This window comes from Lysinibacillus sp. NPDC097214, assembly GCF_050277945.1.
Classification (GTDB): domain Bacteria; phylum Bacillota; class Bacilli; order Bacillales_A; family Planococcaceae; genus Lysinibacillus; species Lysinibacillus xylanilyticus_B.
Genome location: NZ_JBNNSS010000002.1, coordinates 597379 through 610324, shown reverse-complemented (window position 1 = coordinate 610324; position 12946 = coordinate 597379). Strand labels below are relative to the sequence as shown.

Below are 12946 nucleotides of genomic sequence, written 5' to 3'. Positions count from 1 at the left end.
TTTGTCAATTGAAAAAGCCTTGCAAACATCCAAAGAGTTTGCGAGGCTTATCGTTTATATTAAACTGCACCAAATAATTTTAATACATTAATAATGATGATCCCTACAATGCCGAAGTCTGAATCACCAAATGTAGTTCCTTCGTAGCCGATATCTCCCATAAAGATCAGTAGAATCGCGGGGATAAAGCTAATAATTAGACCGTTGGCAAATGACCCTACCATAGAACCGACTCTACCACCAGTTGCATTACCGAATACTCCTGCAGCCGCACCTGTGAAGAAATGTGGAACAAGACCAGGTACAATCACTTTTAGCCCTATGAGGGGAAGAATAAACATAGACGCTAGGCCTGCTACAAAGCTAAACAGGAAGCCAATAATAACAGCATTTGGTGCGAACGGGAAAATGGTAGGACAGTCTAATGCAGGCTTAGTGTTTGGCACAAGTTTATCTGCAATCCCTTTAAAGGCAGGAATTATTTCGGCGATCAGCATCCGTACGCCAGCTAAAATGATATAGACACCAGCGGCAAAGGTAATAGCTTGAATAATGGCAAAGACGATAAAGTTTGAACCGCCAGATAATTGTGCCTCAATATAGGATTTACCTGCGAATAGGGCAACGATAATAAAAAATAGACTCATAGTTAAGGAAATAGCTACAGATGTATCTCGTAAAAAACCTAGAGATTTTGGGACTTTTATATCTTCCGTTGATTTGGCCTTGTTTCCAAAGAGCTTTCCAATTTTAGCAGATACATAATAGCCAACACTTCCAAAATGACCGACAGCAAAATCATCACTACCTGTTATTTGGCGAACAGTTGGTTGTAAAATGGCAGGGAATACGACCATACAAATACCAAGTAGAATAGAGCCAACGATGATAAGAGGTGTGCCACTCATTCCGCCGACTGACAGTGATGCTGCGATTAAACACGCCATAAATAATGTATGATGACCTGTTAAAAATATATATTTTAAAGGCGTAAATCGCGCAAATAAAATGTTCATAATCATACCGAAAACCATGATCATGGCAGTAGCTGTTCCGAAACTAGTTTGAGCGGCTGCTACAATCGCTTCATTGTTCGGGATAACTCCTTGGACATTAAATGCATGATCAAACATATTACTAAAGTGATTTAAAGAACCAATTAAAACGGTTGCACCTGCGCCAAGTATAACAAAGCCCATAATTGTTTTTAACGTACCAGAAAGAACGGTTGAAGCCGACTTTTTTTGGATTAATAAACCGACAAAAGCGAATAGGCCGACTAATATAGCTGGTGTTCCTAAAATGTCATTCATAATAACATCTAACATATTAACACCTCATCCTATCCAATTTTTCATTCGTCTTTTTAAAAAAGTTCAATCCCTCATAACAGCGGTTTTAGCTTTAATTTAATTTCAGAAATACTCATCATATTAACAATACTAACGATGTGACCTCTCTCTTCGGGTAATTGATTGACAATATCTTCTGCACCAATATAAATATCCGCTTTCTCTGCCTTGGCAGATGCTAAATCTGTATGAGTTACTTCTGCAACTTTTCCAAGTTCGGATAATGCTTTTTTTACATTCAGCTCCATGATAAAGCTACTGCCTAAGCCATTCCCGCACACTACTAAAATTTTCATCAAGATTACTCCTTTGCCACAATTTGTTGAATTTCCTTGATAATATCGTCTTTATGCTGGCAGGCGATGATGCTATCGATTTGATTTGGTTCTTGCAAAATCTTTGTTAAGTCAACTAATGCCTGCAGATGTGACGCATTATCGGTCGCCGCTAAGACAATAATTAAGAAAACAGGTTTTTTTGGTCCAAACAAAACAGGTTTTTGTAAGGTTAATAGGCTCATGGCTAGCGCGTTAACTCCTTCTGTGTGCCGTGCATGTGGAATCGCTACTTTTGGTGTAATGACTACATAAGGTCCGTGTTTTTCAATGGAATGAATCATTGCCTCAATATAGCGTTCTTCGATTTTATTGTGCTTTAATAGTGGACTAGCAGCTAAATGAATAGCTTCTTGCCAAGTATTTACAGAATTTGCGAGTTGTATAGTATCTTTTGTCAGTAACTCAGTTAGCAAGTACAACCCTCCCTTCATAGGGATAAACAATCCCCATTCCATGTTATTATTGTTGATTATGGAATTATGTCATAAGAGGATATATTTTTATTTGGCAAAATCATAAATTGAAACATTTGCTGCTTAGACACGATTTAGGAATAATAAGTCGAATCTTTCTATTAAAGTGTTAAATAGAGGAAGTTAAAGCCTCCGGACGCAATTATACCGAGGTATAATTGACTCAAAAGTCCAATATAAGTGAGCATCTACAAGTTATTTGAATGATGATGATCAACGTGGCAAAACGTCATTTGTAATAAAAAATATATTCATAAAATTTGCGACATCATTTTATTATTAGCGAACAAGCTACGATGTCCATAGCGTTTGCATGACTTATCACCCGTTTGAAGAAGTGAAGCGAAATATTTTTTGTTGGTGTGAAGTAGAATAGAAGGTAAATAAAAACAATGAAAGATTTGTTCTAACTTTTTCAATTTAGCTTACACTTACTATAGGACGAACTTAGTGTTGAACAAGGGAGGAAATGACATAGCGAAAAAAATGGGAATTGTCGCGCTACTTATATTCGGTGTTTATGTGCTGTGTATGTATTGGTATATATTCCACAGCGGTGGCGGTACAATACCGCGAGCGATGCAGGGGACAGCTGCAGATCCAGTGATGTTTATGTCTGAAAAAGAACTTTACTTAAGTGGTGAATATTCGAAAATACGGAACTTCCTATTCTTTGTTGCTACACCTTTAGAATGGTTAGTCTATTTCATAATTTTAATGATGGGCATATCACGTTATTTCGAAAAAGTTGCGACATCACAAACAAAATGGAAGCTGTTACAAAATGCAAGTTACTTATTCTTATTATCACTTTTACTATATGTTGTACTATTTCCACTCAATTATTATCGTTACAATTTAAGCAAAACCTACGGAATTAGTACACAGGGATTTTCGTCATGGATGCGGGATGGCATTATTGATTTTTGGGTCAACTTTGGCATGACTTTTATTATCGTGTCTGTCCTTTATTGGCTCATCAAAAAAAGTGCCAAAAGATGGTGGCTTTATACATGGTTTCTAACGATTCCATTTACAATATTTGTGATGTTTATTCAACCCGTAGTTATTGATCCTTTATATAATGATTTTTATCCTCTCAAAAATAAAGAGCTAGAGGCGAAAATCTTGTCTATTGCTACACAGGCAAATATACCAGCAGAACATGTATATGAAGTCAATATGGCAGAAAAAACAAATGCTTTAAATGCCTATGTAACAGGTATCGGCAGTAATTCGAGAATTGTGCTATGGGATACAACGTTAAATCGTTTAACAGATAATGAAATATTATTTATTATGGCACATGAAATGGGACACTACGTTGAGAAGCATATTTACTTTGGTATTGCAGGGTATCTATTGTTGACATTGGTCGGATTATGGCTATCAGCGAAATGTTTGAGGTGGTTGATTGGACGTTACGGACAGGTATTAAAAATTAGAAAAATCGGTGATATAAGTTCTTATCCATTATTTTTGCTCATTACATCTGTTTTATTATTTGCTTCAAGTCCTCTGTCGAATTATATTTCAAGGTATCAGGAAACAAGAGCTGATCAATATGCGATATCAATTACGGGTGATCGAGAGTCCGCAATTACTGCATACCAAAAGCTAACGATTTCTGGTTTAAGTGAGGTAAATCCACAGTTACTCGTAAAGTGGTTCCGTTATACACATCCGCCAATGCTTGAACGTATTTATAAGGTTGCCGAGAATGTAGAAGAGAATAAAGAGGAGCCGTTAAAAGAAGTGCCGATAAAAGAGGAGCAGAAAAAAGAATATCAGAAGAAATAAATTTGTTGTTTAACTGCAATACTCCAGGTTTTTTGAACGAATAAGTTGGGTATTCTAAGAGAAAACTGTTCGTTAATGATAGGGGAATTGTTATGCGTAATATTGTCGTTATTACACTTTCATCGATATTAGTCGCCTTTGCCTACAATTTTTTGTTAATTCCACATGAGATTTTAAGTGGGGGATTAAGCGGGATTGCTATCATGCTTGGTATTATTACACCTTTAAATACAGGAGTTATAAATTTACTGTTGAATTTGCCCTTGCTTATTATAGGGGTTTTGAAGCTTGGGAAGCGATTTATTGGATATACCATTCTTTCAGTAGTTGTCTTGTCAGCGAGTTTGTATATTATTCCAATCCATAAAGCTACACAAGACCCTATTCTTGCCTCGTTATTTGGTGGTGTTATTGTGGGCCTAGGGATGGGCATGATTTTTCGTGCGGCAGGTTCTTCTGGAGGTTTTGATATTATAGCGATGCTGTTAAGTCGTAAACGAGATTTTCCACTAGGTACATTAATCTCTGCGATGAACGGTATCGTTGTAGCTATCTCCGGGTTCGTTTTTAGCTGGGATGCCGCATTACTGACGCTTGTATCGATTTACGCTACAGGGAAGGTTGTTGACACGATTCATACGAGTCATATTAAATTGACACTGATGATTATTACGAGCAAGGGTGAGGAAGTTAAACAGCAGCTACTGAAAAGGCTTCATCGAGGTGTAACTATTATGGATGCGAAGGGTGCTTATTCAGGGGAAGGACGAAAAGTTTTAATTACCGTCATTACGCGCTATCAGCTTGCTGAAGTAAAAGGTATGATAAAGGAAACAGATGCCAAAGCCTTTGTCAATATATTGCAAACTACCGAGGTCATTGGCATGTTTGATAGAGGTGTAAAGTAAAGGGTGTCCTGGATAAAGGGTTAAAAAACTGAGTGTCTTGCAAAAATAAATAATTATTCCTTCTACACACGTTTTTGATTATAATGAATATAATCGAACGTGTGTTTTTAATTTCTTTCAGCAGGTGATTGAACACCTGCTGAAAGAAGTTAAAGCCTCCGGCTGATGTCACGGAATCGGAAAGGAGTTCTTAGGGGATGTTAGCCTAAAATCATCGCATCCGTGCGATAACGGCTTACTGACCTGCATCGGTAAAAACGCCACGTCCTGTGGCATTACCGAAATGACCGACATCGTGTCGGCCCTCAGCAGGCCTAAGCACAAAGCCGATTCCGGACGCAATTATGCCGAGGCATAATTGATTTTTAGAGGGGAAGGGGTTAAATAATAATGAACAAAGAAACAATTCACACATATTGCCTAAAGCTTCGTGGAACAACATATGATTACAAAGAAGAATGGCATGCTGATCGCTATCATATTGGGGGTAAAATGTATGGGATGATGGGCGGCGATGCTACTGGAAGACCGGTACTTACTTTGAAATGTGAACCTAATCGAGCTGAAGAGTTGAGAGAAGCCTATGAAGGTATAATTCCAGGTTACTATATGAATAAAACACATTGGAATTCAATTTATATGGATGTAGATGATGTACCTATGGATTTAGTTGAAAAATTAATCAAACATTCTTATGAGCTAGTTTTCGGAAAGTTAACAAAAAAAGCTCAGCAGGAAATTCTTTTACAGGAAGAAATAAGATGAGAGAACTAGTAGGATGAATACTAGTGCGTCAATGTAAGTCCCACGCAAAGATGCAGGAGTAGAATTAGCGAAGAAATACTTAGGTCCAAGAGAAAACTGCTCGGGTCAGCAAGGAACTGCTCGGGTGCAAGGGAAAACTGCTCAGATCCAACTCGTATATGCCCTACCACGAAAGAAATACCCGAAAGTAGTGAATCCCCGCCGAAACGACACAATATAAGAAATTAAAAAAGAATCTGCAAGTTTCTCCAGCTTAATCGCGAAGAAAACAGATTCTTTTTTTAGCTCTATGCCTAGTTATACCCACGTTCACCAAATGGCTGAAGCTTGTCGAGCCATTTTTGTTCTAATTTTTCTAGCTCTTTTTTGGGATCGAAATAACCCTCTTCTTTTTTCTTTAAATATTCCACAACTTCAATATCAAAAGCGTCTTTGCCGAGTGCGTTGTAATCGGCTTGTAGCTCTTTATTAGTATGTGTATTTGTTTTTAACATAAACTGAAAGCCGTTTAAGCGTTTTAAATTATTGAAACTGCCAACAAACACTTTATCATTTTGTTTATTGGTCATTGTGAAAACACCAGCTTCGATTTTTATTTCTTTGTACATTTCCTTTAATTCTTTTTTATGGTCCATCGGAAATCCTTCTTTCTTATTTTTTTATCCAGTAAGTACTGCCATCCTCTTTTCGATCCATGAAGCCGTATTCGATTAAATAGCGACGTATTTGCACATAGTCCTCATATATCGGTTGGATTATTTCGTTTAATTCTTTTTCTGAATACTGTTTTGTTTCATCGAAAAGTTTTGTGATTGCACGGAGTATCACAATTTTATGTTTTTCACGTTTTGGGAAGCGGGCAAGCTCTTTGCCTATACCGTTTGGAAAGTACTTTTCAAGTAATTGCTGTTCTTCAGAAATCGTAATATTATAGCGATCGTCGACCATCGTAGCCGTTTTATGAATAGGTACAAAACTGTCTTCCTTTTCATTTTGTTCTTTTAATAGTTCCATCATTGCAAGAAACGTTTTCGCTTGACGTTCCTTTTCTTTAAGAGTAAAGCGATGGTGGCGTATCGTTGTTGCACTACCAATTTCCAACTCTTCTTTAATTTCTTGATCGGTTTTTCCCTCATAAAATAAGCGTAAAATATGACTTTGATGATCAGTTAGTCCTGTCATTTTTTTATGAAGGCCATTTAAATAATGAAATACTGATTGATGCGCTGCAGTAATATGATGTTGCATAAATTTTTCTGCCTCGTAGAGAACGCCCTCAAGTGGATAAATAATACCCTTTTCAATTTTTTTCCCGCAAAGCAAACAAGAGAAGTGTGTTGCTTCAGCATTGTAGCCCTTTTTTATGTCATGGATTGAAGCTTGCCAAAACAATTCATTTACATCCATTGAAAATCCTCCTAAAAAACAAACCATTTGTAATTTTGTTTGCTTATTTATTATTAAAATAACAAATTGTTTGAATAAAATCAATAAAAAACACATCGTTTTATAAACGATGTGTGAAAATGTTTATTTATTTTTCTTTTTAAAAATAATGATTGATAAGATCGCTAGCACAATAATTGTGACAAAAATAATGATAGAGCTAGTTGAGGTACTCAGTATATTTCCATGAAGGTCATAGACAATCCCATACATTATTTTATAATCTTCCACCTGTGAAGCAGGCGCACCTTCGAAAACCTTGGAAATTGAGCTCTCCATAAAGGCATTGCGTAATAGTAAAGTTGTATGGCTGATAGGGAAATACATAATAACATTTTGAGCAAAGCTTGGAAGTGCACCAACAGGTACATAAACACCACATAAGAAACCGAGTGCTGTACCGACGATTGTACTGAGAGTTGAAAATGAATGTTGGGTGTTAGCAAGTAACACTAGGAAGAGATTGAAAACACTGGCAAGTAACACAGATAAAAATAGTAAGCCTACTACTTTCATGAAATCCCCAAAGCTTAGTAGCTGACCGCCAGTTGATGCGATAAAAATTTCACAGCCAATAAGGGCGATAAAGGAAAAGATACAGCCAATGATAAAGGCATTTAATACATAGCTAAATTGGATGGTTGTTCGCGAGATGGGTGCTGTTAGAAAATCAGCTTGCGCTTTTGATTCAAGGTCCCTAACAGCAATGCTATACGCAGCAAGTGTAGAAGTAACAGCTATCATAGATAGTAAACCAGCGACAATCCATTCATTGACCATCGTTACCAAAGCTGGAGTAGCCTTTGTCACTGCTTCAATTGCACTTACTTGTGATTTTTGAAGAAATACTGCGTAAAGCACAATGACAATAATGACAGAAAGAAGCGAGTAGAAGACTTGTGTTTTATCACGTCTAAAAACCTTGTTATTTCGTTTTACTAAGCTAAATAATGCTTCCATTAAGCTGCGCCTCCCTCGGCCATAATATGAAGAAAGACATCATCCATCGTACCTTTGATGACTTCAAATGAAGCAATAAGCGACTCCGCTTTTTTTAATAGCGTTAAAGCATGAAGTGTCGAGTCGACTCGGATGGAGAAAATACCTAACTTTTCTGTATAGGAGATAGCATTTTCCTCGAGCCACTGTATCCCTTCTGAACTATTATGAAAAACAAGTGCCATTGAATCATAGGCGTATTTTGTTTTAAGTTCATCAGGTGTCCCTTCAGCAACAATTTCTCCTTCTTTTAAGACGATGACTTGATGAGCGACAGCCGCTTCTTCCATATAATGCGTTGTTAAAAAAACAGTCATGTTTGTTTCGAGCTGAAGTTGTTTAATGGCCTGCCAAACGAATTGACGCGTTTGTGGATCAAGTCCAGTTGTTGGTTCATCTAAAAACAATATTTTTGGTCGATGGATAAGGGCTCGAGCAATATCAGCACGCCTTTTTTGACCACCTGATAATGTTCCATATTTTCGCTTTTCTATATCTTCTAAATGCAAGTATGTTGAAACAAATTGATAATTATCGGTTAATTGTTTTTTTGATAAACCATATGTTTTACCACGATGAAGTATATTTTCCTGCACCGTTAATCGTTCATCTAGTAAACTTTGCTGAAATACGACACCAATGGATTTTCGAATTTCCGCATTGTCATTGCTTGCATCAAGTGTGTAACCATTAATGTTTACAGTACCGTTTGATTTTTTTAATAATGTACAAAGTATTTCAATGGTCGTTGATTTCCCGGCACCATTTGCACCTAAAAAGGCGAAGAGGGAACCTTGCTCAACCGTAAATGAAATACCTTTTACTGCCTGATGATCCCCATATTTCTTACATAGATTTTCAACTTGTATAGCAAAGGCCATATTGTTTTATTCCTTTCTTTTTTGAATGTGTTGATTGATTTTTGCAATATCATTTTTTTGGATAACATAAATAATGCACCAAGCAAAAAAGAAAATAATAGCTTCACTTATAAAAATAGACGTAATGCTTGAATGTTCAAACCAGCGCCCGAAATAGCCTGCAATCAACACACACAGCGTAACTGCAATTACATGTAAAATAAACTGAACAATAAAAGGTAAACGCTCAATGTCAAAGATCATGGATAGTAGACCTATTACAGCTCCAAGTATAGCGGCGATGATAATTTGTTCAAGTAACTCCGGCCCTGACATCACAGCGTTATTAGATACGACACTTAATGTTACTAAGATGTAGGAAGAGCTAAGTGATATGAGTATTCCAATAATCATCATGCGAATAAATTTCATATTATGAGTCCCTCCCAATCCCTAAGTGGTGTTTTAGTTCTTTTAAATATTTCCGGCTAACATGGACGGACACATCGTTTTCTAAAATCAGTTCTGTTGTACCGATTTTACCCATTTGAATAGAGGCAATTTTGTTAATATTGACGAGTGTCGATTTGCTGACTCTGGCAAAGTCTTTCGCTAATTGTGCTTCTAGCTCATATAATTTACGCTTCGTTTCGAATTCCTGTTCCTCCGTCTGCAAAAATACTTTTGCACCCTCTGCGTAAATGGAGTAAATATCTGAAATTTTTAGCATATGAATTTCCTGCTGAAAGTAGCCATCTAACATTGTCGTTTGTGAAGTTTGTAGTTGCTTCATCAGTCGTTCAATTTGCTCGTTATATTCCTTTGCATGTATATGAACCTCAGTTTCTTCTAGCTCACTATTGATTGTTAAATGAATTTTCATTGGAGGCCTCCTTTACATATCTCCGTTCGGAGAAACACTGAATCAGGTAATAATAATGTAGCATAGAAAATTTTGGCTTGGAGAAAATATTGGATAAGAGGTTAAATTTTGTAGATAACAGGTTCAATTCGAACGATATATGACTTTGAAAAAAAGTGATGAAGTAGAAAAATAGGCATGTTCACGGCATAATAGAATCATACAATCATGAGGGGTTGCTTCTATGTTTATTTTTGACAAGCACATGTTCATTACATTATGTATAGGGTTAACAGGTGCAATTTTATTTAATGTATTACATATTCCAATGCCGTGGTTTCTTGGAGCTATAGCGGCGGTGCTTATTATTCAGTTATCAACAAAAGTACAATTGAAATGGCATAAATATTTCCGTAATTTTGGATTAATTGTTGCGGGCTATTCCATTGGTTTTGCGTTTACGCCAGAAGCGGTACAGGATATTAAACAATTTATAGGAAGTATGATTGTTTTAAACGTATTATTTATTGTATTGTTTTTTGGTGTTAGTTATTTAGTTGCCAGACGTGCGGATTTAGATTTTGCGACAGCATTGACATGCTGTGTACCTGGTGGCATGTCACAGGTTGTTGCCTTTGCCGAGGAGCAGGGGGATATGGATATGGTCGTCATTACGTTCTTCCAAATATTACGGGTTCTTTTAATCGTCGGCTTTGTGCCATTAATGGTGTCAAGCTCTGGGGGAACTGGTGTAGTTGTCAATGGAGCGTATACATGGAGCTTAGTAGCTTTACTTGCTGTGTGTGGAGTAGCGGGGTGGCTGGCGCAAAAGGTGAAAATTCCGACAGGCTATATGCTTGGTCCCGTGTTTTTATTGATGGGTATCAATATAGCAGGGATTGATGTACCGAAATTGCCATTGTCACTACTTCATATTGCGCAACTAATGCTTGGAATTTACATCGGACTTTTATTGAAAAAAGACGATCTACATTTATCGAAGAAGCATGTGTTTTACGCATTTGTATCGGCGGGTATCTTTATTGGCGCAGCTTATGGCTTAACCTTTATTATGAAGAGTTTATACAGCCTTGATTTTAAAACAGGCTTTTTAAGTATCGTACCAGGCGGGCTTGATCAAATGGGGATTATTGCCGCTTCCGTACATGCAAATGTCACGATCGTCACAGCATTTCAGCTATTCCGCGTGCTGGTCGTATCCGTTTTCCTCGTACCGTTTGTGAAAGTGTTTGTGAAAAAAGTGAAAACCTAGAAATGTAGGTGTATTTCACTGTCTTTTAGTGAAAAATAAGAATATTAAATACTGTAGTTTCTCTGGATTTCATAGCTCGATACTTGTTAGAATTTCCATGGTTTGATTTTTTTGGAACTATAAAACTTATTGTAACGTCTTTAACTTCAAAGGGTGAAGGGAGAAGAACGTTGTTTAAATATGTGATACAACTAATTCTTGGTTTCTTGACATTACTGATGTCAACAGCTATCTCTTGGTATGAGGGAAGTGGAATCATAGATAATCCGTTTGAATGGAAGTATTCAACACCATTTTCTCAGTTATTTAATAATGAGATAATCAGTGGCCAGGATATTAACCAGCTTGATTACATTGTCTATGCGGCTAAATTTCAACCATTTTTCCCGACTATTATGACAGTAAGTGTTCTCTATATTTTTGCAGTACTTATTGTTTTCATTTACCAACTAAATCGTCAGCTGGCAATTATCTTGTCAGGAATTATAAGTTGTGTAGGTATTGTTAGTAGTGGTATATTTCTTAACTCTACAACCGATGGAGGGAATGTATTCTTTGGGATTACAGCTGTCGGTGCATTAATTTTTATATGTATTACAATAAGTTTATGGTACAAGAACAATACATCATTTAACTTACAGCCATAATAATTGATTATTGGAACATAAGCGTGCGAGCTCTAGTACATAAGTCTTTGTACTAGAGCTCGCACTTTTTCAATTTTATAGCTACTCATTTTAATAATGAATCAAATGAGGAAATGATCGTGTTAAAAGCATTTTGTGTAGGTAATGGGGCATAGCAGTACCGATAGCCTTAAAAGATATACCGTCATAAGGGGTATGACGAATAAAAAAGATTGCCCATTAGATATTACCCTATTGAACAATCCTTCGAACCGCAAAGCCCTTACCATACTTTCAAGCACGTGCTGCTTTAATTAATCAATTAAGGTCAGTAAATTGTTTGATCAGCAATAGCGTGGATACTATTTCTGAATAGCCTTCGCATTTTTACTGGCAATATGTTTCAGTGTGCTTGCGCTACTCGCCAATTCTTGCATATTAGCTGTGAAAATCGCTATTAATCCAAACTCATTTAGTTTGATTGACACCTTTTTATTATAAGATACACTAAAACACATATAAAAAGTATTAGTAATGGAATGGATTGGCAAAGTAAAAAGAGTAGAATTTGGTCAAGGAGTCCTCCTCCTTCTACTTCTTTTGCCATAAAACTCAAACCGAATGAAATTGGAGCAACTAAAGCATTAATTGCTAAACCGATACCGATGAGGAGAAATGACCAACCCTTTTTTCTAACTTTGACACATGCCATTACTATGAAAAAAGATGCAAATACTGCTCCGGAAATATTGTAAATTATAACTTCACACCTCTTTTCATATTAAATTATGTATATTTAAATTAATAATTCAAAGTATTTTTCATTATATATCATTTATCTATTATTATATAAAAAAATTACTATCGTTTTTTGTATCCATTGTTATAAAAATGATAATAATTTCATCCTGATTAAATATAGATTCTTTATCTACATTTTATTAAAAAGTACATCCGAAACAATTTTCTTACACCTCTGAAAATTTTCCATTTTCCAATTTATCGGAATTATGGTATTATAAAACTAACGATTATGAACGGAGGTGAAAAGGAATGAATAAAAACGCTACGAAAACATGTGTAAACGTAGATACAGCTATGTATTTTGCACGTGTGATTACTTTCGATTTTGCGAACAACGGGATAGGTCTGTCCATTTTTAAGCAAAATCAAATATCAAACGTAGCGGATTAACCATTCTTTTTCACAAACTAATGAGGAAAAGACTGCTTGTTAATCGAGCA

At 36.3% G+C, this 12946-nt stretch carries 16 protein-coding genes; 7 read left to right on the top strand and 9 right to left on the bottom strand.

What is annotated here, in order from left to right:
- Positions 1–59: 59 nt before the first annotated feature.
- From ACQKMI_RS06805 to ACQKMI_RS06795, 3 genes are read right to left on the bottom strand one after another with little or no spacing between them, the layout of a single operon-like run.
- The gene (locus ACQKMI_RS06805; RefSeq protein WP_427487874.1) at positions 60–1328 is read right to left on the bottom strand and encodes a PTS ascorbate transporter subunit IIC; all 1269 of its coding nucleotides are present in this window, start codon (positions 1326–1328) and stop codon (positions 60–62) included.
- Between the two features lie 56 nt (positions 1329–1384).
- Complete coding sequence (locus ACQKMI_RS06800; protein WP_427487873.1) at positions 1385–1648, bottom strand: PTS sugar transporter subunit IIB; 264 nt, start codon at positions 1646–1648, stop codon at positions 1385–1387.
- Between the two features lie 5 nt (positions 1649–1653).
- Entirely contained in the window at positions 1654–2103 is a 450-nt protein-coding gene (locus ACQKMI_RS06795; protein ID WP_427487872.1) for a PTS sugar transporter subunit IIA, read from the bottom strand.
- A gap of 534 nt (positions 2104–2637) precedes the next feature.
- Here ACQKMI_RS06795 and ACQKMI_RS06790 point away from each other — a divergent pair.
- The 3 genes from ACQKMI_RS06790 (at position 2638) to ACQKMI_RS06780 (ending at position 5636) form a co-directional block, all read left to right on the top strand.
- Positions 2638–3963, top strand: coding sequence for a M48 family metallopeptidase (locus ACQKMI_RS06790; protein WP_427487979.1), 1326 nt, complete (start codon positions 2638–2640; stop codon positions 3961–3963).
- Between the two features lie 92 nt (positions 3964–4055).
- Positions 4056–4871: a YitT family protein gene (locus ACQKMI_RS06785; protein WP_427487871.1), complete on the top strand. Its 816-nt coding sequence runs from the start codon at positions 4056–4058 to the stop codon at positions 4869–4871.
- Between the two features lie 390 nt (positions 4872–5261).
- Positions 5262–5636 (top strand): MmcQ/YjbR family DNA-binding protein, encoded by a 375-nt coding sequence (locus tag ACQKMI_RS06780; protein ID WP_427487870.1) that lies wholly within the window; start codon positions 5262–5264, stop codon positions 5634–5636.
- A 293-nt stretch (positions 5637–5929) separates the two neighbouring features.
- Here the strand turns inward: ACQKMI_RS06780 and ACQKMI_RS06775 are convergent, their stop codons facing one another.
- The 6 genes from ACQKMI_RS06775 to ACQKMI_RS06750 form a co-directional block, all read right to left on the bottom strand.
- Entirely contained in the window at positions 5930–6271 is a 342-nt protein-coding gene (locus ACQKMI_RS06775; protein ID WP_427487869.1) for a GIY-YIG nuclease family protein, read from the bottom strand.
- Between the two features lie 16 nt (positions 6272–6287).
- Entirely contained in the window at positions 6288–7043 is a 756-nt protein-coding gene (locus ACQKMI_RS06770) for a DUF2087 domain-containing protein (protein ID WP_427487868.1), read from the bottom strand.
- 123 nt (positions 7044–7166) lie between these two features.
- Positions 7167–8042, bottom strand: a complete 876-nt coding sequence (locus tag ACQKMI_RS06765; RefSeq protein ID WP_427487867.1) for an ABC transporter permease — start codon at positions 8040–8042, stop codon at positions 7167–7169.
- Positions 8042–8962 (bottom strand): ATP-binding cassette domain-containing protein, encoded by a 921-nt coding sequence (locus ACQKMI_RS06760; RefSeq protein ID WP_427487866.1) that lies wholly within the window; start codon positions 8960–8962, stop codon positions 8042–8044. Before ACQKMI_RS06760 ends, ACQKMI_RS06765 begins: the two co-directional genes overlap by 1 nt.
- Positions 8963–8968: 6 nt before the next feature.
- Positions 8969–9373 (bottom strand): DUF3021 domain-containing protein, encoded by a 405-nt coding sequence (locus tag ACQKMI_RS06755; RefSeq protein WP_427487865.1) that lies wholly within the window; start codon positions 9371–9373, stop codon positions 8969–8971.
- 1 nt (position 9374) lies between these two features.
- Positions 9375–9824, bottom strand: a complete 450-nt coding sequence (locus ACQKMI_RS06750; protein WP_427487864.1) for a LytTR family DNA-binding domain-containing protein — start codon at positions 9822–9824, stop codon at positions 9375–9377.
- Between the two features lie 223 nt (positions 9825–10047).
- Here ACQKMI_RS06750 and ACQKMI_RS06745 point away from each other — a divergent pair, with 223 nt between their 5' ends.
- From ACQKMI_RS06745 to ACQKMI_RS06730, 4 genes are all read left to right on the top strand, one after another.
- Positions 10048–11076 carry an AbrB family transcriptional regulator gene (locus ACQKMI_RS06745; RefSeq protein WP_427487863.1) on the top strand — a complete coding sequence of 343 codons (1029 nt, stop codon included), beginning with the start codon at positions 10048–10050 and terminating at the stop codon, positions 11074–11076.
- Positions 11077–11258: 182 nt separating this feature from the next.
- A complete protein-coding gene (locus ACQKMI_RS06740; RefSeq protein ID WP_427487862.1) occupies positions 11259–11723 on the top strand; it encodes a YjdJ family protein in 465 nt (154 codons plus the stop codon).
- 518 nt (positions 11724–12241) lie between these two features.
- On the top strand, positions 12242–12457 hold the full coding sequence (locus ACQKMI_RS06735) for a hypothetical protein (RefSeq protein WP_427487861.1): 216 nt from the start codon (positions 12242–12244) through the stop codon (positions 12455–12457).
- A gap of 298 nt (positions 12458–12755) precedes the next feature.
- Positions 12756–12896 (top strand): RAxF-45 family protein, encoded by a 141-nt coding sequence (locus ACQKMI_RS06730; RefSeq protein ID WP_427487860.1) that lies wholly within the window; start codon positions 12756–12758, stop codon positions 12894–12896.
- The last annotated feature ends 50 nt before the right edge of the window (positions 12897–12946 follow it).